This window comes from Streptomyces sp. NPDC053367 (assembly GCF_044545925.1).
Lineage (GTDB): Bacteria > Actinomycetota > Actinomycetes > Streptomycetales > Streptomycetaceae > Streptomyces.
The window spans coordinates 319,059-341,812 of sequence record NZ_JBITYN010000007.1; the positions used below are offsets into that span (position 1 = coordinate 319,059).

Annotated in this window: 18 protein-coding genes; 6 read left to right on the forward strand and 12 right to left on the reverse strand. The window is 72.9% G+C overall.

Annotated elements, in window-relative coordinates; all coding sequences use genetic code 11:
- Positions 1-141 precede the first annotated feature (141 nt).
- Together ACIGXJ_RS21440 and ACIGXJ_RS21445 are read left to right on the forward strand one after the other, a co-directional pair.
- Positions 142-1,542, forward strand: coding sequence for a PAS domain-containing protein (locus ACIGXJ_RS21440; protein ID WP_399647651.1), 1,401 nt, complete (start codon positions 142-144; stop codon positions 1,540-1,542).
- Positions 1,543-2,136: 594 nt separating this feature from the next.
- Positions 2,137-3,165 carry an isopenicillin N synthase family dioxygenase gene (locus ACIGXJ_RS21445; RefSeq protein ID WP_399647653.1) on the forward strand — a complete coding sequence of 343 codons (1,029 nt, stop codon included), beginning with the start codon at positions 2,137-2,139 and terminating at the stop codon, positions 3,163-3,165.
- A gap of 57 nt (positions 3,166-3,222) precedes the next feature.
- Here ACIGXJ_RS21445 and ACIGXJ_RS21450 read toward each other — a convergent pair whose 3' ends face one another.
- Complete coding sequence (locus ACIGXJ_RS21450; protein WP_399647655.1) at positions 3,223-4,323, reverse strand: citrate synthase 2; 1,101 nt, start codon at positions 4,321-4,323, stop codon at positions 3,223-3,225.
- Between the two features lie 219 nt (positions 4,324-4,542).
- Here ACIGXJ_RS21450 and pdxH point away from each other — a divergent pair, with 219 nt between their 5' ends.
- Entirely contained in the window at positions 4,543-5,253 is a 711-nt protein-coding gene (pdxH, locus tag ACIGXJ_RS21455; protein ID WP_399647657.1) for a pyridoxamine 5'-phosphate oxidase, read from the forward strand.
- Between the two features lie 104 nt (positions 5,254-5,357).
- Here pdxH and ACIGXJ_RS21460 read toward each other — a convergent pair whose 3' ends face one another.
- The 8 genes from ACIGXJ_RS21460 to ACIGXJ_RS21495 form a co-directional block, all read right to left on the reverse strand.
- Positions 5,358-6,050, reverse strand: coding sequence for a TetR/AcrR family transcriptional regulator (locus tag ACIGXJ_RS21460; protein ID WP_399647660.1), 693 nt, complete (start codon positions 6,048-6,050; stop codon positions 5,358-5,360).
- Positions 6,038-6,772 carry an enoyl-CoA hydratase family protein gene (locus ACIGXJ_RS21465; RefSeq protein WP_399647663.1) on the reverse strand — a complete coding sequence of 245 codons (735 nt, stop codon included), beginning with the start codon at positions 6,770-6,772 and terminating at the stop codon, positions 6,038-6,040. The genes ACIGXJ_RS21460 and ACIGXJ_RS21465 overlap by 13 nt, the downstream gene beginning before the upstream one ends.
- Complete coding sequence (locus ACIGXJ_RS21470; protein WP_399647665.1) at positions 6,769-8,337, reverse strand: 4-coumarate--CoA ligase family protein; 1,569 nt, start codon at positions 8,335-8,337, stop codon at positions 6,769-6,771. Before ACIGXJ_RS21470 ends, ACIGXJ_RS21465 begins: the two co-directional genes overlap by 4 nt.
- Before the next feature lie 17 nt (positions 8,338-8,354).
- A complete protein-coding gene (locus ACIGXJ_RS21475) occupies positions 8,355-9,494 on the reverse strand; it encodes an acyl-CoA dehydrogenase family protein (RefSeq protein WP_399647667.1) in 1,140 nt (379 codons plus the stop codon).
- An 81-nt stretch (positions 9,495-9,575) separates the two neighbouring features.
- Positions 9,576-11,417 carry an acetyl/propionyl/methylcrotonyl-CoA carboxylase subunit alpha gene (locus ACIGXJ_RS21480; RefSeq protein WP_399647670.1) on the reverse strand — a complete coding sequence of 614 codons (1,842 nt, stop codon included), beginning with the start codon at positions 11,415-11,417 and terminating at the stop codon, positions 9,576-9,578.
- An 11-nt stretch (positions 11,418-11,428) separates the two neighbouring features.
- Positions 11,429-13,027, reverse strand: a complete 1,599-nt coding sequence (locus ACIGXJ_RS21485) for an acyl-CoA carboxylase subunit beta (protein ID WP_399647672.1) — start codon at positions 13,025-13,027, stop codon at positions 11,429-11,431.
- Positions 13,024-14,691, reverse strand: a complete 1,668-nt coding sequence (locus ACIGXJ_RS21490) for an acyclic terpene utilization AtuA family protein (protein WP_399647674.1) — start codon at positions 14,689-14,691, stop codon at positions 13,024-13,026. The genes ACIGXJ_RS21485 and ACIGXJ_RS21490 overlap by 4 nt, the downstream gene beginning before the upstream one ends.
- Positions 14,688-15,482: a TIGR03084 family metal-binding protein gene (locus ACIGXJ_RS21495; RefSeq protein WP_399647676.1), complete on the reverse strand. Its 795-nt coding sequence runs from the start codon at positions 15,480-15,482 to the stop codon at positions 14,688-14,690. Before ACIGXJ_RS21495 ends, ACIGXJ_RS21490 begins: the two co-directional genes overlap by 4 nt.
- A 118-nt stretch (positions 15,483-15,600) precedes the next feature.
- Between ACIGXJ_RS21495 and ACIGXJ_RS21500 the strand changes: the two genes are divergently transcribed.
- Both ACIGXJ_RS21500 and ACIGXJ_RS21505 read left to right on the forward strand, forming a co-directional pair.
- Positions 15,601-16,446: a Scr1 family TA system antitoxin-like transcriptional regulator gene (locus ACIGXJ_RS21500; protein ID WP_399647678.1), complete on the forward strand. Its 846-nt coding sequence runs from the start codon at positions 15,601-15,603 to the stop codon at positions 16,444-16,446.
- Positions 16,406-16,672, forward strand: a complete 267-nt coding sequence (locus ACIGXJ_RS21505) for a DUF397 domain-containing protein (protein WP_399647680.1) — start codon at positions 16,406-16,408, stop codon at positions 16,670-16,672. Before ACIGXJ_RS21500 ends, ACIGXJ_RS21505 begins: the two co-directional genes overlap by 41 nt.
- An 8-nt stretch (positions 16,673-16,680) precedes the next feature.
- On the opposite strand, the gene ACIGXJ_RS21510 is transcribed toward ACIGXJ_RS21505, so the two are convergent.
- The 3 genes from ACIGXJ_RS21510 to ACIGXJ_RS21520 all read right to left on the reverse strand — a co-directional run bounded on the left by ACIGXJ_RS21510 (position 16,681) and on the right by ACIGXJ_RS21520 (position 21,478).
- Entirely contained in the window at positions 16,681-17,397 is a 717-nt protein-coding gene (locus tag ACIGXJ_RS21510; protein ID WP_399647682.1) for an SCO4225 family membrane protein, read from the reverse strand.
- Positions 17,398-17,516: 119 nt separating this feature from the next.
- On the reverse strand, positions 17,517-18,464 hold the full coding sequence (locus ACIGXJ_RS21515; protein ID WP_399647684.1) for an EamA family transporter: 948 nt from the start codon (positions 18,462-18,464) through the stop codon (positions 17,517-17,519).
- A 95-nt stretch (positions 18,465-18,559) separates the two neighbouring features.
- Positions 18,560-21,478 (reverse strand): FAD-binding and (Fe-S)-binding domain-containing protein, encoded by a 2,919-nt coding sequence (locus tag ACIGXJ_RS21520; RefSeq protein ID WP_399647686.1) that lies wholly within the window; start codon positions 21,476-21,478, stop codon positions 18,560-18,562.
- A 101-nt stretch (positions 21,479-21,579) separates the two neighbouring features.
- On the opposite strand from ACIGXJ_RS21520, the gene serC reads away from it, so the two are divergent.
- A complete protein-coding gene (gene serC, locus ACIGXJ_RS21525; protein ID WP_399647689.1) occupies positions 21,580-22,698 on the forward strand; it encodes a phosphoserine transaminase in 1,119 nt (372 codons plus the stop codon).
- Positions 22,699-22,754 lie beyond the last annotated feature (56 nt).

Genomic DNA, 22,754 nt, shown 5'->3' on the forward strand with positions numbered 1-22,754 from the left:
GATCGCCGGATCGCCGCGGTGCAACGATTCCCCGGCAATCTTGCGGGAACCCTGTGTGGGCTGCGTCACGTTCGAGTTGAATGATTGCAAGTGAGCGAACCGACGCGCCGTTCGTGCGGACGCAGCCTGCAGGGGGTCCAGGTGAGTGCTTCACGGCGTAGTGGGACCACAGACGAACTGGGGCCGGACGAGCCCGAGCAGCCCGACCGCGACGGCTCGGACCTGCTCGCCGCGCTGCTCGACGGCATGGACGCGGCGCTGTGCGCCTTCGACGCGGACGGCGTCGTCACCCACTGGAACCGCGAGGCGGAGCGGATCCTGGGCTGGACGGCCGCCGAGGCCGTCGGCCGGCCGGGGTTCGCCGGATGGGCCGTACGCGCCGCCGACGCCGAGGAGGTCGAAGGGCGCCTGCTGTCCGCGATGCACGCGCCCGGCCGCCAGGTGCACGAGTTCGCGCTGCTCACCAAGGACGGCGGCCGTGTGCTCGTGCGCACCCAGTCCGCCGCCGTGCGCGGACCCGACGGCAAGCCCGCCGGCGTGTACTGCGCCTTCAGCGAGGTCCACGCGCAGATCGACCTGGAGCGGTCCATCGCGCTCAGCGAGGCCCTCTTCGAGGACGCCTCCTGGGGTGTCGTCCTCGTCGACGCCGACCTGCGGCCCGCCGTCGTCAACGCCCACGCCGCCCGCGCGCTGGGCACCGGCCGCACCTCGGCCCTGGGCCGCCCGCTCGGCGAACTCCTCTCCCAGGGGGTGGAGGAACTGGAGAGCGCCCTCACCCACGTACTGGCCGAAGGTGCGCCGCCCGCTCCCGCGGAGATCTGGGTGAGCGTACGCACCCCGGACGGCGAGAGGCGCCGCTGCTGGCGCTGCGGCTTCGTCCGGCTCGCCTCCCCGCTCGCCGAGGAACCGGTCCCGCTGGGCGTGGGCTGGCTGTTCCAGGACGTCACCGAGGCCAAGCAGGGTGAACAGGAAGCCTCACTGCTGCGGTTCCGCACCAACCAGCTGCACCGCGCCGCCCGCGCGGCCGCCGAGTGCGAGGACCCGCTGGAGGCCGCCACCGTCCACCTCGACTTCGCGCTCGCCGGGTTCGCCGACCACGCCCTCATCGACCGCGTCGCGAGCGGCGGCACCCCGGCCGAGGGCGAGGACGCCCCGCCCGTACGCCTCGTACGCCTGGCCGACACCCCCTCCGGCGCCCCCGGCCCCAGCCTCCTGGCCGGCCGCGCCGGCCTCCCGGTCCGCTACCCGGCGGGCCACCCCGCCCTGAGCTGCGTCGAGCGCGCCGGCTCCGTCCGCGCGAGCGCCGGCTCCGTCCCCGCCGACCAGGCCCGCGAGTGGGCCCTGGCCCGGCAGTGGCCCGGCGACGCGGTCCACGCCCTGTGCGCGGTCCTGCGCAGCCGCGGGCGCACCCTCGGCGTCGTCACCTTCCTGCGCAGCGCCGGCCGCACCCCGTTCGAGCGCACCGACGCGGCGTACGCCGAGGACGTGGCGGTGCGGATAGCGGGGGCGCTGGATCTGGCGGAGCTGGTGGGGCGGGAGTGACCGTCGTCGGCAGGAACATCGCCTGAGCCGCCGGTTCAACGCCTGCCACTGGAATCTGCTTGAAAAACCCGTTGAACGGCAGCCCATCGGTTCTTAGGGTGTGGGCTACACGAGAAGGGAGGTGATCGGGTACATGAGTGAAACCCGGACGCGTGAGGTGGCTGCGGGCTAGCGGCCCGTCACCACACCCAGTGCGGTGCCGGACCAGTGCGTGAGTTACGCGCGCAGCCGGCCCAAACCCAAGCAGTCACCCGACCCGCGAGTCGCCGGTACGTCCGGCCGGCTCCTCCGCTGGAGGACCAGGCTCGCGGGTCGCTGCGTTTTCACGAGAAGGTCTGCGGTCGTGACGCAGGTCACCCACGGATTCTTCGGCGCGCAGTACTCTGGGCGCATGCTTTCGCTCGTTCGACGCCGCCACGTGGACTACGTCCGCGTCACGAGCATGGGCTGTCGACGCTCCATCTGAGCCTCCGCCCGCTTCTTCCGCTGCCGTGAGCAGCCCTGGGGACCTCCCTCTTCTTCGCCCACCTGGCACCCGTGCGCCGCCCCCACCCCGGGCGGCTTCGGGACCCGTACATCCACGGACGTACCACCATGACGAACGCGTCGACGACCCCGTCGTACCAGCAACTGCCGATCATCGACCTCTCCGCGGCCGATCGTGGCCCCGAGGCGCGGGCTCTGCTGCATGCGCAGCTGCACAGTGCCGCGCATGACGTGGGGTTCTTCCAGCTCATCGGGCACGGGGTCACGCAGGAGGAGACCGACCGGCTGGTGACTGCCATGCGGCGGTTCTTCGCGCTGCCGGAGGAGTGGCGGCTGGCGATCGACAATGTGAACTCGCCGCATTTCCGCGGCTACACGCGCACCGGTGACGAGCGCACGGGCGGGCGGCAGGACTGGCGGGACCAGCTGGACATCGGTGCCGAGCGGCCGGCGCGTGTGCCCGGGCCCGGTGAGCCCGCCTACTGGTGGCTGCAGGGGCCGAACCAGTGGCCGCAGGGTCTGCCCGAGCTGCGGGCGGCCGCGCTGGCGTGGGTCGAGCGGCTGAGCGGTGTCGCGGAGAAGCTGCTGCACGAGCTGCTGGCCTCGATCGGGGCGGACCCGGCATTCTACGACCGTGTCTTCGGCGAGCACGCCCATCCGCATCTGAAGCTGGTGCGCTACCCGGGCAGTGCCGGGGACGGGGCCGGTCAGGGCGTGGGAGCGCACAAGGACTACGGGTTCCTGACCCTGTTGCTGCAGGATCAGGTGGGCGGGTTGCAGGTGCAGCGGGAGGACGGCCTGTTCCACGAGGTGCCGCCGATCCCGGGCGCCTTCGTGGTGAATCTGGGTGAGCTGCTGGAGGTCGCCACCAACGGGTACCTCCTCGCCACCAACCACCGGGTCGTGTCCCCGCCCGGCGCGACGGAGCGCTTCTCGGTGCCGTTCTTCTACAACCCGCGTCTGGACGCCCGGGTGGAGCCGCTGGTCTTCCCGTACGCCGACGCGGCGCCGGGTGTCACCGACGATCCGGCCAACCCGCTGTTCGCGGAGTACGGCTACAACGAGCTGAAGGGCAAGCTGCGGGCCCACCCGCTGGTGGCGGAGCGGCATCACGCCGGGCTTCTGACGCCGGCCTGAGCCGAACGTGCCCCCGGGGGCGCGGGGTTCCTGCTCCCCGCGCCCCCGGGCGCCGTGTCAGTGGGCGATGTCGGCGTAGCCCCGCACCTCACGCGGGTCCCTCGGCCCGGGTCCCACGTACCGGGCGGACGGCCGTACGAGCCGTCCGGTCCGCTTCTGTTCGAGGATGTGCGCCGACCATCCGGCGGTGCGGGCGCAGCTGAACATCGAGGTGAACATGCTGGCCGGGACCTCGGCGAAGTCGAGGACGATGGCGGCCCAGAACTCCACGTTGGTGGCGAGGACGCGGTCGGGGCGCCGGTTGTGGAGTTCCTCCAGTGCCGCCTTCTCCAGTGCCTCGGCGACCTCGAAGCGGGGTGCGCCCAGTTCGCGGGCGGTGCGGCGCAGGACGCGTGCGCGGGGGTCCTCGGCGCGGTAGACGCGGTGTCCGAAGCCCATGAGGCGCTCGCCGCGGTCGAGGGCGTTCTTGACGTAGGCCTCGGCGTCCCCGGTGCGCTCGATCTCCTCGATCATGCCGAGGACGCGGGAGGGGGCGCCTCCGTGCAGGGGTCCGGACATGGCGCCTACGGCGCCGGAGAGCGCGGCGGCGACGTCCGCGCCGGTGGAGGCGATGACGCGGGCGGTGAACGTGGAGGCGTTCATGCCGTGCTCGGCGGCGGAGGTCCAGTAGGCGTCGACGGCCTTGACGTGCTTGGGGTCGGGCTCGCCGCGCCAGCGGATCATGAAGCGTTCGACGACGGACTGGGCCTTGTCGATCTCGCGCTGGGGCACCATGGGCAGGCTCTGGCCGCGGGCGGACTGGGCGACGTAGGACAGGGCCATGACGGCGGCGCGGGCGAGGTTGTCGCGGGCTTCTTCGACGTCGATGTCGAGAAGGGGTTTCAGGCCCCAGACGGGGGCGAGCATGGCGAGCGCGGACTGGACGTCGACGCGGATGTCGCCGGAGTGGACGGGGATCGGGAAGGGCTCGGCGGGCGGCAGGCCGGGGTTGAAGGCGCCGTCGACGAGCAGGCCCCAGACGTTGCCGAAGGAGACGTGGCCGACGAGATCCTCGATGTCGACGCCCCGGTACCGGAGCGCGCCGCCCTCCTTGTCCGGTTCGGCGATCTCCGTCTCGAACGCGACGACTCCTTCGAGTCCGGGTACGAAGTCGGACATCTTGCGGCTCCTCATGATCAGTAGAGATGACGCCGATGGATCCACGGTCCGTGCGGGGACTGGCGGTCCTGGGCTGTCTTCCCAGTGATGCCCCGTACGGTCGGCGGTCACCCAACCTGGATGGCATCAGCACCATATCCCTGAGTGCCAGCTTCGGGGAGGGTTCGCGGCACTGAGTGCCATGGCGGGTTCTCCGCCGCCCTCCGTGATCCGGTGGCGATGCGGCAAGATGGCCGGGTGACCGACGCAGACGCGCTGCCGACCGCAGTTCCCGATCCGTCCGTGCCCGATCCCGCCGCGATGCGCAAGCAGTACCGGACCGACGGGCTGTCGGAGAGCGATCTTGCGGCGACGCCCGTGGAGCAGTTCGCGCGCTGGTTCAAGCTGGCCGTCGTCGAGGCCCATCTGTTCGAGCCGAACGCGATGATCGTGTCCACGGCGGACGCGGAGGGCCGGCCGAGCTCCCGCACGGTGCTGTTGAAGCACTTCGACGAGCAGGGGTTCGTCTTCTACACGAACTACGACTCGCGCAAGGCGCGTGATCTCGGGGAGAACCCGTACGTGTCGCTGCTGTTCCCCTGGCACGCGATGGCCCGCCAGGTCGTCGTCACCGGTGTCGCGCGGCGCACCGGCCGGGAGGAGACGGAGGCGTACTTCCGCAGCCGGCCGCACGGTTCGCAGCTGGGGGCGTGGGCCAGCGGCCAGTCGTCGGTGATCGGCACCCGGGCGGAGCTGGAGGCGTCGTACGCCGAGCTCCAGGCCCGTTATCCGGAGGGCGAGCCGGTGCCGGTGCCGCCGCACTGGGGCGGGTTCCGGGTGGCGCCGCAGACCGTGGAGTTCTGGCAGGGCCGGGAGAACCGGCTGCACGACCGGCTGCGGTACGTCGGGCAGCCGGACGGCGGCTGGCGGGTGGAGCGGCTCGGTCCTTGACCCGCCGCTGCCGCCGGCACCTCGGAGCGGCTCGCTCCTCGACCCGCCGCTGCCGCCGGCACCTCGGAGCGCCTCGGTCCTCGACCCGCCGCTGCGGCGGCGTGTCAGTCCTCGGCCCGGTGCCCCAGCGTCTCGTCCAGCAGGGCCGCCCATTGCGCCACGACCCGTTCGCGCCGGGCGCCGTCGTCGGTGAGGAGGTTGGCCAGGCCCAGTCCGCGGGCCATGTCCAGCACGCCCTGCACGGTCTCGCGTACGCCGGGCCGGGACTCGTCCGCGGCGAGCAGGTCGACGGCTATGCGGTGGGTCTCCCGGCCCACGCGTGCCTCCAGTTCGGTCACACGGTCCCGCAGTTGTTCCTCGTTCGACGCGGCCACCCACAGGTGGAGGGCGGCCCGGAACAGGGGGCCGGTGTAGAGGTCGACGAGCGCGGCGACGACGGCCCGCCGGTCGCCGGCCGCGCCGTCGGGGAACAGGGCGCGCAGGGCGGTCGACCGCTCTTCGGCGACGTACTCCACGGCGGCGGTGAACAGGTCCTCGCGGGTCGGGAAGTGGTGCTGGGCGGCGCCTCGGGAGACGCCCGCGCGTTCGGCGACGACGGACACCGTGGAGCCGGCCCAGCCGTGCTCGGCGAGGCAGGACACGGCGGCCTCCAGGAGCCGCTGCCGGGTGGCCCGGCTGCGGTCCTGCTTGGGTACGCGGTCGGCGCGCTCGGCCCGGCCGGCACTGTCACCGGTGGGGGCGCCGGCCGTGTCGTCGGCCGTCTCGTCGGCCGTGTCGTTCGTCGTCACAGCACCCATGGTGGATCCCGTCGTTCGAGGAAGGCCGTCATCCCCTCGCGGGCGGGCGCGGAGGCGAACAGCCGTGCCGAGAGCGCGGTGAGGCGGCCCGCGTCCCGGTCGAATGCCTCCAGCACCCTAGCTGTGAGCAGGCGTTTGGTCTCGGCCAGGGCCTGCGCCTCGGACCTGCGCAGACCGTCGAGGATCGGCTCCAGTACGGCGTCCACGTCGGTGCCGGCGGCGGTGAGCAGGCCGATCCGCGCGGCCTCGGCGGCGTCGAACCGCTCGCCGGTGAGGTAGTAGCGGGCGAGGGCGCGCGGGTCGGTCCGGGGCAGCAGCGGCAGGGAGATGACCGCCGGTGCGACCCCGATCCGCACCTCCGTGAAGGCGAAGCTCGCCCCGGCCGCGGCCGCCGCGATGTCGCAGCAGGCCAGCAGGCCGAGGCCGCCCGCGCGGACGTGCCCGGTGACGCGGGCGACGACCGGCTTGGGCAGCTCCACGATCTGCCGCAGCAGGGCGACGAGCGCGTCCGGGTGCGGCGGGTCGCGCAGGTCGGCGCCGGCGCTGAAGGTGTTGCCGGTGTGGGTCAGGACGACCGCGCGCACGTCGGTGTCCTTGCCGCTGTCCGCGAGCGCGTCGGCCAGCTCGCCCACCAGGGCGGCCGACAGGGCGTTGCGGGTGTCCGGGGAGTCGAGGGCGAGGGTCTCGATCCCGCGGGTTCGCGTACGACCGATGAACGTCACGGCCGCTCCCTGAGTTCCCTGCGCAGGATCTTCCCGGACGCGGCCCGCGGGACGCTGTCGATGAAGGTGACGCGGCGGACGCGTTTGTAGGGGGCGACGCGTTCGGCGACGTACATCATGACCTCCCCTTCGGTGAGCCCGTCGGCGTCGGGCCTGCGGACGACGTGGGCGTGCGGGATCTCGTTGCCGTCGTCGTCGTGGGCGCCGACGACGGCGGCGTCGAGGATGCCGGGGTGGGTGAGCAGCAGGGCCTCCAGTTCGGCGGGCGCCACCTGGAAGCCCTTGTACTTGATCAGTTCCTTCACCCGGTCGACGACGAACAGCCAGCCGTCGTCGTCGACGTGGCCGACGTCGCCGGTGTGCAGCCAGCCGTCGGGGTCGATCATCGCGGCGGTGGCGTCGGGCCGGCCGAGGTAGCCCTTCATCACCTGCGGGCCGCGGATGAGGATCTCCCCGGGCTCGCCGGTGCCGAGGTCCTTGCCGGGGTCGTCGAGGGACACGATCCGCATCTCGGTGCCGGCGATGAGCCTGCCGACCGTGCCGGGCGGTGCCGCGTCCATCGCGTCGAGCGGCACGACGTGCGTGCCGGGCGAGAGTTCGGTCATGCCGTAGGCCTGCGCGACGGGCGGCAGGCCGAGCCGTCGTGAGCAGGCCGCTGCGAGCCGGGCGTCCAGCGGGGCGGCCGCGCTGATCAGGTACTTCAGCGACGACAGGTCGTACTGCGCGACCGCGGGGTGCTTGGCCAGCGCGAGGACGATCGGCGGGGCGACGTACAGGGCGGTGATGCGGTGGTTCTGGATCGCGGCGAGGAAGGTGTCCAGTTCGAAGCGGGGCAGTACGACGACGGTGGCGCCCTTGCGCAGGGGGGCGTTCATCAGGGCGGTGAGGCCGTAGATGTGGAAGAACGGCAGGACGGCGAGGACGCGCTCGCCCGGCCCCGCGGAGACGGCGGGTTCCAGCTGGGCGAGGTTGGTGGCGATCTGCCGGTGGGTGAGCATCACGCCCTTGGGTACGCCGGTGGTGCCCGAGGAGTACGGCAGCGCGGCCACGTCCTCGGCGGGGTCGATGGCGACCTCGGGTTCGGGGGCGGCCGAGGCGAGCATGTCGATCAGCGACCGGTGTCCCGGCGCGCTGTCGCACACGAAGATCTCCTGGACGCCGCCCGCGAGTTCGGCGGCCCGCCGGGCGGTGGCGAGCAGTGGTGAGACGGTGACGATCCAGCGGGCCGCGGAGTCGGCGAGCTGTTTGGCGAACTCCTCCGCCGTGGCGAGCGGGTGCACGGTGGTCACCGAGGCACCCGCGCGCGTGGCGGCGTAGAACGCGGTCGGGAAGGCGATCGTGTTGGGGCTGTGCAGGGCGAGTACGTCGCCCTTGCGCACTCCGGTGTCGGCGAGTGCGGCGGCGATCCGCCGGTGGAACCGGTCCAGTTGGGCGTACGTGATGGTGGTGCCGTCCGTGCCGTCGACCAGCGCGGGCGTGTCGCCGTGGCCGGCGGCCGAGCCGAGGACCGCGTCGTGGATGGGCAGTTCGACGGGCTGGACGTCTGCGTACTCACTGCGGAACACGGTTCCTCCAGGAGGCTCTAGTACGACTTGGGCAGGCCCAGGGTCTGGTGCGAGACGTAGTTGAGAATCATCTCCCGGCTGACCGGCGCGATACGAGACACGCGCGCGGCCGTTATCAGCTTCGCCAGTCCGAACTCGCGCGTGAGGCCGTTCCCGCCGAGGGTGTGCACGGCCTGGTCGACCGCCTTCACACAGGCCTCCCCGGCCGCGTATTTGGCCATGTTCGCGGCCTCGCCCGCGCCCAGGTCGTCGCCGGCGTCGTACAGGTGCGCCGCCTTCTGCATCATCAGCCGGGCCAGCTCCAGCTCGATGTGCGCCTGTGCGAGGGGGTGCGCGATGGCCTGGTGCGCGCCGATGGGCGTCTTCCAGACCGTGCGGTCACGCGCGTACTCGACCGCCTTGCCGAGCGCGTAGCGGCCCATGCCGATCGCGAACGCGGCGGTCATGATCCGCTCGGGGTTGAGTCCGGCGAAGAGCTGGAGCAGGCCGGCGTCCTCGTCGCCCACGAGGGCCCCGGGGGGCAGTCGTACGTCGTCCAGGGTGAGTTCGAACTGCTTCTCCGCCGCCTGCAGTTCCATGTCGATGCGCCGGCGCCGGAAGCCCTCGGCGTCCCTGGGGACGATGAACAGGCAGGGCTTGAGGCTGCCGGTTCGGGCGTCCTCGGTGCGGCCGACGACGAGGGTGGCGTCCGCGATGTCGACGCCCGAGACGAAGACCTTGCGGCCGGTGAGCAGCCAGTCGGCCGACGCCGGGTCCTTGCGGGCCGTGGTGGTGATGCGGTGGCTGTTGGAGCCGGCGTCCGGTTCGGTGATGCCGAAGGCCATGGTCTTCGTGCCGTCGGCCAGTCCGGGCAGCCACTGCTGCTTCTGTGCCTCTGTGCCGAAGCGGGCGATCACTGTGCCGCAGATCGCCGGGCTGACCACCAGCATGAGCAGGGGGGCGCCTGCCGCGCCCAGCTCCTCCAGGACGATGGAGAGTTCGGTGATGCCGCCGCCTCCGCCTCCGTACTCCTCCGGCAGGTTGACGCCGAGGTAGCCGAGCTTGCCGGCCTCCTGCCAGAGGTGGTCGCGGTTGTGGTCGGGGCCGTGGTGTCTGCCGAGGGCCCGTACCGCGTGGCGGAGGGCCTTGTGTTCTTCCGATTCGATGTGGGTGCTCACTGCTCTCCTTCGGACTGCCGGTGGTCGGTGGCCGGTCGCGCACACGCGGCGGAGCCGCATATCTGTACAGCCCCGCGCCCCTCAGGTCTCCTGCACCACGGCCAACAGAGCGCCTGGCTGCACCTGCTGTCCCGGGGCCGCGTGCAAGGCCGTCAGCGTTCCCGTCGCCGGGGCTGTGATCTGGTGCTGCATCTTCATCGCCTCCAGCCAGATCAGCGGGGTACCTGCTTCGACGAGAACGCCCGCCTTCAATCCGTCCGCCACGCGGACGACCGTGCCCGGCATCGGGGCCAGCAGCGAGCCGGGGGCGTGCTGGGTCTCGGGCTCGGGGAAGCGGGGCAGGGCGCGCAGGGCCGTGCTGTTGACGTAGACCTGGTCGCCGTACGCCGTCACCTCGAACCTGCGCCGTACGCCGTCCACTTCGAGGACGACGAGACGCGCGTCGGCGTGCACCACGCGCACGCCCTCCGCCTGGTAGCCCGCGCGCGTGCGGGTGTAGCGGGCCTCGTGCTCCGCGCCGGCCATCTCGTAGCGCTTGACCTGCGGCTGGGAGGGGATGTTGCGCCAGCCGCCGAAGCGGGAGCGGCCGTGGGCGTCGGCGAGGGCGGCGGCGAGCGGGGCGTACGGGTCGGCGTCCGGGCCGGTGAGGGTGGCGAGGTGGCGGTCGTAGAAGCCGGTGTCCATGCGGGCGCCGGTGAACTCCTCGTGCCGCAGGGATGCGAGCAGCAGGTCCCTGTTGGTCGTCGGGCCGTGCAGGACCGTGCGCTCCAGGGCGCCCGCCAGCTTGCGCAGGGCCTCCGTGCGGGTGGGGGCGTGGGCGACGAGCTTGGCGAGCATGGGGTCGTAGTGGACGCCGATGTCGTCGCCGTCGGTGTAGCCGGTGTCGAGGCGGACGCCGTCGGGGACGGCGAGGCGGTGCAGGGTGCCGGTCTGCGGGGCCCAGTCGCGGGCGGGGTCCTCGGCGTAGAGGCGGACCTCGACGGCGTGGCCACGCGGGTGTGGCGGGTTCTCCGGCAGGGGCGCCCCTTCCGCGATCCTGATCTGCTCGGCCACCAGGTCCAGGCCGAAGATCTCCTCGGTGACGGGGTGCTCGACCTGGAGGCGGGTGTTCATCTCCAGGAAGTGCGCGCGGCCGTCGGCGACGAGGAACTCGACGGTGCCCGCGCCGGTGTACCGCACGGCGTGCGCGGCGCGGACGGACAGGGCGCGCAGCTCCTCGGCGAGTTCGCCGGAGAGGCCGGGCGCGGGTGCCTCCTCGACGACCTTCTGGTGGCGGCGCTGGAGGGAGCAGTCGCGGGTGCCGAGCGCCCAGACGGTGCCGTGGGTGTCGGCGAGGATCTGCACCTCGACGTGGCGGCCGTTCTCGACGTACGGCTCGACGAACACCTCGCCGTCCCCGAAGGCGCTCGCGGCCTCGGCGCGCGCCCCCTCCAGTGCGCTGCCCAGCTCCTCCAGGCGGCGTACGACGCGCATGCCGCGCCCTCCGCCGCCCGCGGCGGCCTTCACCAGCACCGGAAGGTCGGCTTCGGTGACCTCGGTGAGGGGTGCGATGCCCAGCAGTTCCTTGGCGCGGGTCTTGGAGGCCATCGCCTCGACGGCCTCGGGCGGGGGCCCGATCCAGACCAGTCCGGCGTCCAGGACGGCCCGCGCGAAGTCGGCGTTCTCCGAGAGGAAGCCGTAGCCGGGGTGCACCGCGTCGGCGCCGGCGGCGAGGGCGGCCTTCACGATGAGGTCGCCGCGCAGGTAGGTGTCGGCGGGGGCGGACCCGGGGAGGCGTACGGCCGTGTCGGCCACACGCGTGTGGAGGGCGTTCTCGTCGGCGTCCGAGTGCACGGCGACCGTCCGGATTCCCAACTGACCACAGGTGCGGAAGACGCGGCAGGCGATCTCGCCCCGGTTGGCGACGAGCAGGGTCTTGATCACGTGGGGGTCCCTCACATCCGGAAGACGCCGAAGCCGCCGCGCACGCCCTCGAAGGGCGCGGTGTGGACGGCGGACAGGCACAGGCCGAGGACGGTGCGGGTGTCGCGCGGGTCGATGACGCCGTCGTCGTACAGCCGCCCGGACAGGAACATCGGCAGCGACTCCGACTCGATCTGCTGCTCGACCATCGCGCGCAGGGCGGCGTCCGCGTCCTCGTCGTACGGCTGTCCCTTCGCGGCCGCCGACTGCCGGGCGACGATCGACAGCACACCGGCGAGCTGCTGGGGGCCCATCACGGCCGACTTGGCGCTGGGCCAGGCGAACAGGAACCGCGGGTCGTAGGCCCGGCCGCACATGCCGTAGTGGCCGGCCCCGTACGAGGCGCCCATCAGCACGGACAGGTGGGGAACCCGCGAGTTCGACACCGCGTTGATCATCATGGAGCCGTGTTTGACGATGCCGCCCTGCTCGTACTCGCGGCCCACCATGTAGCCGGTGGTGTTGTGGAGGAAGAGGAGGGGGATGTCGCGTTGGTTGGCGAGCTGGATGAACTGCGCGGCCTTCTGGGACTCCTCGCTGAACAGGACGCCCTGGGCGTTGGCGAGCACACCCACCGGGTAACCGTGCAGGGACGCCCACCCGGTCACCAGGCTGCTCCCGTAGAGCGGCTTGAACTCGTCGAAGTCGGAGGCGTCGACGATCCGCGCGATCACCTCGCGCGGGTCGAAGGGCACCTTCAGGTCCCCCGGCACGATGCCGAGCAGTTCCTCCGGGTCGTACCTGGGCGGTTCGGCCGGGCCCGGGTCCTCGTACGCCTTGCGGTGGTTGAGGCGCGCGACGACGCGGCGGGCCCGGCGCAGGGCGTCGTGCTCGTCGGCGGCGAAGTAGTCGGCGAGACCCGACACCCGCGCGTGCATGTCGGCACCGCCCAGCGACTCGTCGTCGCTCTCCTCCCCGGTGGCCATCTTCACCAGCGGCGGCCCGCCGAGGAACACCTTGGCCCGCTCCTTGACCATGATCACGTGGTCGGACATGCCGGGGATGTACGCGCCTCCGGCGGTGGAGTTGCCGAAGACGACGGCCACGGTCGGGATGCCTGCCGCCGACAGCCGCGTGATGTCGCGGAAGATCGCACCCCCGGGGATGAAGATCTCCTTCTGCGAGGGCAGGTCGGCGCCGCCGGACTCGACGAGGCTGATGCACGGCAGCCGGTTGGCGAGCGCGATGTCGTTGGCGCGCAGGGCCTTCTTCAGCGACCAGGGATTGGACGCCCCGCCGCGCACGGTCGGGTCGTTGGCGGTGATCAGGCACTCCACGCCCTCGACCACCCCGATCCCGGTGACGAGCGACGCCCCCACGGCGTACTCGCTGCCCCACGCTGCCAGCGGCGACAGCTCCAGAAAGGGCGTGTCGGGGTCGAGGAGCAGCTCGATGCGCTCGCGCGCGAGCAGCTTGCCCCGCCCGCGGTGCCGTTCGACGTACTTCTCCCCGCCGCCCGCCAGCGCCTTCGCGTGCTCGGCGTCGAGTGCGGCGAGCTTGGCGAGCATGGCCTCGCGGTTCGCCCGGAAGTCGGGGCTCGTGGTGTCCAGGGCCGAGCCGATGACCGTCACAGAAGAGCCTCCGGTATGTCCAGGTGGCGCGAGCGCAGCCATTCGCCGAGCGCCTTGGCCTGCGGATCGAATCGGTGCCGGGCGGCGACGCCCTCGCCGAGGACGCCCTCGACGACGAAGTTCAGCGCCCGCAGGTTGGGCAGCACATGCCGGGTGACCGGCAGCGCGCGCGTCTCCGGCAGCAGCTCCCCGAACCGGTCGGCGGTCAGCTCATGGGCCAGCCACCGCCAGGCCCCCTCCGTGCGCGCCCACACCCCCACATTGGCGTCCCCGCCCTTGTCCCCGCTGCGCGCCCCGGCGACCAGCCCCAGCGGAGCGCGCCGCACCGGCCCCCGCGGCAACGGCTCGGGCAGCAGCGGCTGCGGCACGTCCCGCGGTACGAGGCTGTCGGCGGGCGGCGGGACGGGGATACGCCGGCCGTCGTCCAGCACGGTCACGTGCGCGACCGAACCCTGCGGGACGTACACCGCGTCGAAGACGCCGTAGGGCGTGCCCCTGCCCGGCAGGTCGGTGACGTGGAAACCGGGATAGCTGGCCAGGGCCAGCTCCACGGCGGCCCCGCTGAGCGCCTTGCCCACGGCGGCCTGGTCGGGGTCGCGCACCACGAGCCGCAGCAGCGCGCTGGCGGTCTCCTCGGTGCCGGCGTCCGCGCGGTCGGTGCGGACCAGCTCCCAGCGGGCGTCGGCGACCTTGGCGAGGGCGGGCTCCAGCTGCCGCCGCACCAGGTCCGCCTTCGCCTCGACGTCGAGTCCGGTGAGCACGAAGGCGACCTCGTTGCGCCAGCCGCCGAGCCGGTTGCGGCCGACCTTCAGCGTGGGTGGCGGGGCCTCCCCGCGCACTCCCTCGACGCGGACGCGGTCGGGGCCGAGCTGGGTGAGCCGTACGGTGTCCAGCCGGGCGGTGACGTCCGGCCCGGCGTACCGGGCGCCCTGCGTCTCGTACAGCAGCTGCGCGGTCACGGTCCCCACGTCCACGAAGCCACCGGTCCCCGGGTGCTTGGTGATGACGCTGCTGCCGTCCTCGTGCACCTCGGCGAGCGGGAAGCCGGGGCGGGTGGTGTCGCCGTCGGTGAAGAAGGCGTAGTTGCCGCCGGTGGCCTGCGTCCCGCACTCCAGCACATGCCCGGCGACGACCGCGCCCGCGAGCCGGTCCAGATCGCCCGGCCCCCACCCGAAGTGCGCGGCGGCGGGCCCGCTGACCAGGGCCGCGTCGGTCACCCGCCCGGTGACGACGACGTCCGCGCCCTCCCGCAGACAGGCGGCGATCCCGAACCCGCCCAGGTAGGCGTGCGCGGCGAGACTGCCGGGATGCTCGGCGGTGAGGTCGTCGCCCTCGACATGGGCGACACGGACGGGGATGCCGAGCCGGTCAGCCAACTCCCGCACCCTCTCGGCGAGTCCGGCCGGGTTCAGCCCTCCCGCATTGGTCACGATCCGCACCCCGCGCTCGTGCGCGAGGCCGAGGCACTCCTCCAACTGCCCGAGGAACGTGCGCGCGTACCCGGCGGAGGGGTCCTTCAGCCGGTCCCGCCCCAGGATCAGCATGGTCAGCTCGGCGAGGTAGTCCCCGGTGAGCACGTCGAGTTCACCGCCGGTGAGCATCTCGCGCATGGCGTCGAACCGGTCGCCGTAGAAGCCGGAGGCGTTGCCGATGCGGAGGGTCACCCCTGACCCCCCTGGGGGGTACGTCCCGCCCCGGGCGGACCCGCGAAGGCCTGGGCGATGGCCAGCCACCGGTCGGCGTCCTCCCCTACGGCGGTCAGCGCGAGGTCGTCCCGGTGGGCGCGCTGGGTGACCAGCAGGCAGAAGTCGAGGGCGGGCCCGGTGACACGCTGGGGGGCGTCCTCGGGGCCGTAGGCCCACAGGTCACCGGAAGGGGAGAGGAGCTCGACCCGGAACTCGCCCTCCGGCGGGGCGATCCCCCGCGCGTGGAAGGCGAAGTCCCGCGCCCGCACCCCGATCCGGGCCACATGCCGGAGCCGGTCCGTCGGCTCCCGTACGACACCGAGCGCGTCGGCGACGTCCTGGCCGTGCGCCCAGGTCTCCATCAGCCGGCCCGTCGCCATCGACGCGGCCGACATGGGCGGGCCGTACCAGGGGAAGCGCGCGCCGTGGGGCGCCGCCCGCAGGGCCGCGTCCAGGGCCTCACGGCCGCGCCGCCAGCGCTCCAGCAGCTCGGCGGGCGGCAGCGCGGCCCCGGCGTCGGCGCCCTCGTCGACGAACGACTCCGGCGCCTTCAGGGCCTCCTCCACCAGCCCCTGGAACGCCTCCGCGTCGGTGACGGCCAGCAGGGCGGAGTGGTCGGTCCAGGCGAGGTGGGCGATCTGATGCGCGATGGTCCAGCGGGGGGCGGGCGTGGGCAGTCTCCACCGTTCGGGCTCCAACTCGGCCATGAGTCGGTCGAGTTCGTCGCTCTCGGCACGCAGGTCGTCGAAGACGGGCGTCGGGTCGGCCATGCGGCGAGGATGGCAGCGCCGCCAGAAACAAGCAAGCGTGCTTGCATTAATTTCTTTCCCGGATTCCGGGACCTGTGCGCACTCGTATGGCTACCGTCAGTGACAGGAGGTGGTCGTCGTGCACATCCGCGAACTCGACCCGAGCGCGTCCCCGTTGGACTACTACGGCTACGAGCTGCGCCGCGCCCGCGAGGCGGCGGGGCTCACGCAGAAGGCGCTCGGCTCGATCGTCTTCTGCACGGGGTCCCTGATCGGGCAGATCGAGACGACGATGAAGGTGCCGACCCGGGAGTTCTCGGAGCGGGTGGACGCGGCGCTGGGGACGGACGGGTTGTTCTCGCGGCTGGTGGGGCTGGTGCTGCGGAGTCAGTTGCCGAGCTGGTTCCAGCCGTATGCGGAGATGGAGGCGAAGGCGGCGTACATCTCCACCTTTCAGGCGCAGGTGGTCTACGGGCTTCTCCAGACGGAGGCATACGCGCGTGCGCTGCTCGGCGTTCGCGAGGATCGCGACCTCGACGCCAAGGTGGCCGCGCGGCTCGATCGTCAGCGTCTTCTGGACAGGGACGATCCGCCCGTGACGTGGGTGGTGCTGAGTGAAGCCGCGTTGCACCAGGAGGTCGGCGGCCAGGAGGTCATGCGCGAACAACTGGCGCACCTGTTGACCATGCAGGAGCGCAGGTGGCTGGACATTCAGGTGCTGCCATTCGAGACCGGCGCGCATACGGGGTTGATGGGTTCGTTCAACCTCCTGCGCTTCCGAAGCGATCCCGACATCGTCTACACCGAGGACTTCGTCCAAGGGCACATGACGGCCAATCCAGAAGCCCTCAAGGAGGGTTCGGCCCGTTACGATCATTTGCAGGCCGCGGCCCTCTCCACGAGGGACTCGTCCGCGTTGATCGCCCGTGTGATGGAGGAACGTTATGGGAACCGACCAGGACCTGACGGGCACGATATGGCGTAAGTCCTCCTACAGCGGAGACACCGGAGGCCAGTGCGTCGAGTGCACCCCCCTCGGCACCGCCACCTGGCGCAAGTCGTCCTACAGCGGTGACACCGGCGGGGACTGCGTAGAGGTCGCCGATCTCCGGCCCCACCTCGCCGTCCGGGACTCCAAGGACCCGGACGGCCCCGTCCTGCTGTTCCCCGCCTCCACCTGGACCCGCTTCGTGGAGTCGCTGTCGCTCTGAGGCGGGCGTCAGGCGGCCGGGTGCGGTTCCCGCGTTCGCAGGGTGCGGGCGAGCAGGCCGAGCAGCACGGCGTTGACCAGCCCGGACAGGGCCACCCCGAGGGAGAAGACCAGCGGGCTCAGCCAGGTGGTCTCGGAGTAGTACGCGACGGGTGTCGACACCGCCATGGCGAGAAGGCTGCACGGCGCCGTCGTGATGAGCGGCCAGATCGCGGCGAAGCCGGGGTCCCGCAGCACGAGTTCGGCGTACAGGAAGAATCCCAGCGCCGCCGCGACCACGGCGAGGTATCCACGCGCGAGCCAGTTGTCCACCGCGGGCGCCAGCAAGGCCCGAACCCCCTTCGGGCGGGTGCCCGCGCGGGGCGGCAGGGGTGCACGCGCGGCGGCCGACGGGTCGGTCGCGGCACTCGTGGCGAGGGCGCCGAGTAGGGCGGCGTTGACGAGGGCGCACAGCAGGAGCCATACGGCGAAGACCGCGAGCGCCGTCACGTCGGCCGCGCCGTCGATCTCGGCGCCGGGGTCGAGGGGGAGGAACATGCCCAGGAAGGACAGGGGCGCCGTCAGCAGCAGCGGACTCCCGGCGAAGACGCTGTCCGGGAAGAGGAACATGGCCGCGATGGAGACGGCGACCACCGCCAGGTAGCCCCGGGCGAGCCAGTTGCCCGATGCCAGCACGAGGAGTCGGCGCAGGCGCGGGACGCGGCGGGGGTGGGACGCAGTCGGCATCGGTTGTTCCTCGGGTCGGTCCGTTGGTGATCTCCACGATGGACCAGGGGCCGCGCCCGGACATGAGTACAGGTACTCACCGGCAGAGCCGCCGAACCCCCACGCGTCTGCGCAGGACCTCATACTCCGGCGGGCGGCTCGGAGGGTGCTCTCCCCCGCCCCACCTGCGTCCGCACAGCGCCCATGCTCGCCCCGATGACCAGGGCGATCGCGGCGGACTGCGTGGCCGTGAGGGTCTGGTCCAGGATGAGGAAGCCGGCTGTCGCGGCGATGGCCGGTTCGAGACTCATCAGGACCGCGAAGGTGGAGGCGGGCAGGCGTCTCAGCGCCAGCAGCTCCAGGGTGTAGGGCAGGACCGAGGAGAGGATCGCCACGCCCGCGCCCAGGCCGATCGTCACCGGGTCGGTCAGCTTCGCGCCGGACTCCGCGATGCCCAGCGGCAGGAAGAGCAGTGCCGCAACGGCCATGGCCAGGGCGAGGCCGTCGGCCTGGGGGAAGCGGCGGCCGGTGCGGGCGCTGAAGACGATGTAGGCGGCCCACATCGCGCCCGCTCCCAGGGCGAGGGCCGCACCCACCGGGTCGAGCCCGCTGAAGCCCCCGCCGCCGAGGAGGAACACTCCCCCGAGGGCGAGCCCGGCCCAGACGAGGTTCACCAGGCGCCGGGAGGCGATCACCGACAGGGCGAGCGGGCCGAGGACCTCCAGGGTGACGGCCGCGCCGAGCGGGATGCGGTCGACGGAGGCGTAGAACAGGCCGTTCATCGCGCCCATGGTGAGGCCGAAGACGACGACCGTGCCCCAGTCGGCGCGGGAGTGGCCCCGCACGCGGGGGCGGCAGACGAGCAGCAGCACGATCGCGGCGACCAGCAGCCGCAGCGTGACCACGCCGAGCGCGCCCGCGCGCGGCATCAGCGTCACGGCGAGCGCCCCGCCGAACTGCACCGAGATGCCGCCGGCCAGCACCAGTCCGACCGGCCCCAGGGAGCCGGCTCGTCGCCCGCCGGTTCCCGCCGGGGCGACCGGCGCGGATGCCGTGGTGGGCGTGGAGGTGGTGCTCGAAGTGCTCACGGGGGCTTCCTGAGACTGTGCGCGAAGAGGATCATGTTCATTACGATGCACTTGCGAGTCCACAGTAATGGACTCGGGTCAGGCGTGTACAGCTCTCACGCCCATGACTCTCCGTACTCCCTTCCGGTCAGTTCCTCGGCCAGGACCTCCGCGAGATGCCGGCCCCGCACCCCGGCCAGCTGCTCCAGCTGTGTCCGGCAGGAGAAGCCGTCGGCCAGCACCACCGCGTCCGCCGGGGCGGAGCGCACGGCCGGAAGCAGCTGCTCCTCCGCGCAGGCCACCGACACGTCGTGGTGGCCCGGTTCGAAGCCGAAGTTCCCCGCCAGGCCGCAGCAGCCGCCGGACAGGTCGCCCTCCAGGCCCGCCGCCGCGCGCAGCCGGCGCTCCGCCCCGTCGCCCAGGACCGCGTGCTGATGACAGTGGGTCTGGCCGACGGCCGGGCGGTCCAGGCGGGGCGGCCGCCAGTCGGGGGCGTGGCGTTCCAGGGCCTCGGCGAAGGTCAGCACCCTGGCCGCGAGGCGCGCCGCGCGCGGGTCGTCCGGCAGCAGCTCGGTCAGGTCCGTGCGCAGGGCCGCGGCGCAGCTCGGCTCCAGCACGACGACCGGGGCCCCGGTCTCCAGCACCGGTTCCATGAGGTCCAGTGTGCGCCGCAGGACCGTGCGCGCCCGGTCGAGCTGCCCGGTGGAGACGTACGTCAGCCCGCAGCACACCCGGCCCTCGCGGACTCCCGCCAGCGCGAACGCGGACCGGGTGCGTCCGTCCGCGAGCCGCGGCCCGCGCGGGAGCAGCGTCGGCGGCAGCGCCACCCGCAGCCCGGCCGCCTCCAGCACCCGCACCGCCGCCCGCCCCACCGACGGCGACAGATGCTCGGTGAAGGTGTCCGGCCACAGCACCACCAGCTCACCGGAGCCCGCGGCGGGTTGCCTGCGCCGCCACCAGCGGCTGAACGGCTCGCGCGCCAGCTTCGGGAACTCCCGCTCGGCCGCGAGGCCGCCGAGGCGCCGGGCGAGCCGGGCGAGGGGCCGTACCCCCGCCAGCGCGTTGAGCGGTGCCGCCGCGCGCGTCCGGGCCGCCAGGCGCAGCCACACCGGCAGCCACCCCATCGCGTAGTGCGCGGCCGGGCGGCGGCGGCCCGCGTAGTGGTGGTGCAGGAACTCCGCCTTGTAGGTGGCCATGTCGACGCCGACCGGGCAGTCCGAGCGGCATCCCTTGCAGGACAGGCACAGGTCGAGGGCGTCCCGTACCTCGGTCGAGCGCCAGCCGTCCGTCACCAGCTCCCCGGCGAGCATCTCGTGCAGCAGACGGGCACGCCCGCGCGTGGAGTGCTCCTCCTCCCCCGTCGCCCGGAAGGACGGGCACATCACCGAGGGGCCGGCCGGTGTCGTCGTACGGCACTTCGCGACGCCCACGCAGCGGCGGACGGCGGCGGAGAAGTCGCCGCCGTCGGACCGGTAGCCGAAGGCCACGTCCACCGGCTCGCGCGGCAGGACCGCGAACCGCAGGCCGGCGTCCAGGGGGGCCGGGCGGACCAGGATGCCGGGGTTGAGGAGGTCGTCGGGGTCCCAGAGCGCCTTCGCGCGTCCGAAGAGCGCGACCGTCTCCGCCCCGTACATCACGGGCAGCAGCTCCGCGCGCGCCTGGCCGTCGCCGTGTTCGCCGGAGAGGGACCCGCCGTGGGCGACGACGAGGTGCGCGAGTTCCTCGGAGAAGCGGCGGAAGCGGGCCACGCCCGGCCCGGTCAGCAGGTCGAAGTCGATGCGGACGTGGATGCAGCCGTCGCCGAAGTGGCCGTACGGGGTGCCGCGCAGGCCGTGGGAGGCGAGCAGGGCGCGGAAGTCGCGCAGGTAGGCCCCGAGCCGGGCGGGCGGGACCGCGCAGTCCTCCCAGCCGGGCCAGGCCTCGGTGCCGTCGGGCATACGGGTCGCGGTGCCGGCCGCGTCCTCACGGATGCGCCACAGGGCGCGCTGCCCGGCCGGGTCGGCGACGATCCGCGCGTCCACGGCGTCGGCGGCCCGTACGACCGCCTCCGCACGCGCGTGTGCCTCGCCCGCCGTCTCCCCGCCCGTCTCCACGAACAGCCAGGCCCCGCCCCGCGGCAGCCCGGCCGTGCCGGCCGGCACCAGGTCGGCCGCCATGCCCTCCACGGTCAGCGGCCCTCCCCCACTCTCGGCTTCGCTCGAGCGGGGGGACCCCCATGCCAGCAGGCCCGCCGCCGCCTCCGCCGCCGCGCTCTCGTCGGCGTACCCGAGGACGGCGACGGCACGCGCGCGTGGCGCCTCGACGAGCGTGACGACCGCTTCGGTGAGGACGCCCAGCGTGCCTTCCGAGCCGCAGAAGGACCGGGCCACGTCCGCGCCCCTCTCGGGCAGCAGCGCGTCCAGCGCGTAGCCGGAGATACGGCGGGGCAGGTCGGGGAAGCCGGTGCGCAGCCGGGCCAGCTGCCCCTCCACCAGCTCCCGCAGCCCGCCCGGCGCCCCGGCCCAGCCCTGCCCGAGCCGCAGCCGCTCCCCGCGCGCGGTGAGGACGTCCAGCTCGCGGACGCTGTCGGCGGTGGTGCCCCAGGCGACCGAGTGGGAGCCGCAGGAGTTGTTGCCGATCATCCCGCCGAGGGTGCAGCGGCTGTGGGTGGAGGGGTCGGGGCCGAAGCGCAGGCCGTGCGGGGCGGCGGCCTCCTGGAGGCGGTCGAGGACCAGACCGGGCTGGACGACGGCGGTGCGGGCCTCGGGGTCGAGGGAGAGCAGCCGGTTCATGTGCCGGGTGAAGTCCAGGACCACGCCCGTGCCGGTCGCCTGGCCCGCGATCGACGTACCGCCGCCGCGCGGCACGACCGGCACGCCGTGCTCCCGGCACACCGCCAGCACGGCCGCCACGTCGTCCGCGTCGCGCGGGGCGACGACCCCGAGCGGGACGCGCCGGTAGTTGGAGGCGTCCATGGTCGTCAGGGCGCGGGCGGTGACGTCGAAGCCCACCTCGCCCCGGACGGCCGCGCGCAGTTCGGACTCGAGATCGCTCATGTGTCCAGGAAAGCAAAGACCGTGCCCACGGGAGCGAACACGCCGTCTCACCGGACGGACGGCGTTTCGACCGCGTTTCCCCCAGCGGCTAGGCTCGCCCCGTGGCTGAGATCCAGATTCCTGCTGACATCAAGCCCGCCGACGGTCGATTCGGCGCGGGCCCCTCCAAGGTGCGGGTGGAGGCGCTGGACGCCCTGGCCGCCACCGGTACGTCCCTGCTCGGCACCTCCCACCGCCAGGCCCCGGTCAAGAACCTGGTCGGCCAGGTGCGCGAGGGCATCTCCGAGCTGTTCCAGCTCCCCGAGGGCTACGAGGTGATCCTCGGCAACGGCGGCTCCACCGCGTTCTGGGACGTCGCGACGCACGGCCTGATCGAGAACAAGTCGCAGCACCTGAACTTCGGCGAGTTCAGCTCGAAGTTCGCCAAGGCCGCCAAGCTCGCGCCGTGGCTCGCCGAGCCGACCGTCGTCGCCTCCGACCCGGGCACGCACCCCGAGCCGCAGGCCGAGGGGGGCGTGGACGTCTACGCCTTCACGCACAACGAGACCTCGACCGGTGTCGCCATGCCGATCAAGCGGGTCGAGGGCGCCGACGCCGGGTCCCTGGTCCTGGTCGACGCGACCTCCGGCGCGGGCGGCCTGCCGGTCGACATCGCCGAGACCGACGTGTACTACTTCGCCCCGCAGAAGTCCTTCGCCTCCGACGGCGGCCTGTGGATCGGCGTGTTCTCCCCGGCCGCGATCGAGCGTGCCGAGCGGATCCACGCCTCCGGCCGGCACATCCCGGAGTTCTTCAGCCTGCCGACGGCGATCGACAACTCCCGCAAGAACCAGACGTACAACACCCCGGCCCTCGCCACCCTCTTCCTGCTGAACCAGCAGCTGGAGTGGATCAACGGCCAGGGCGGCCTGGACTGGGCGGTCCGCCGCACGGCCACCTCCGCGCGCACGCTGTACGGCTGGGCGGAGGACGTGAAGTACGCGAACCCGTTCGTCACCGACCCGGCCAAGCGCTCGGCCGTCATCGGCACGATCGACTTCAGCGACGACGTGGACGCGGCCGCGGTCGCCAAGGTGCTGCGCGCCAACGGCATCGTGGACACCGAGCCCTACCGCAAGCTCGGCCGCAACCAGCTGCGCGTCGCGATGTTCCCGGCGATCGACCCGGCGGACATCGAGGCGCTGACCAAGTGCGTCGACTACGTGATCGAGCAGCTGTAGGCGACCAGGTCTGCGGCCGGCTCCGCCGTACGGCCCCGGAGGGACAGCCTCCGGGG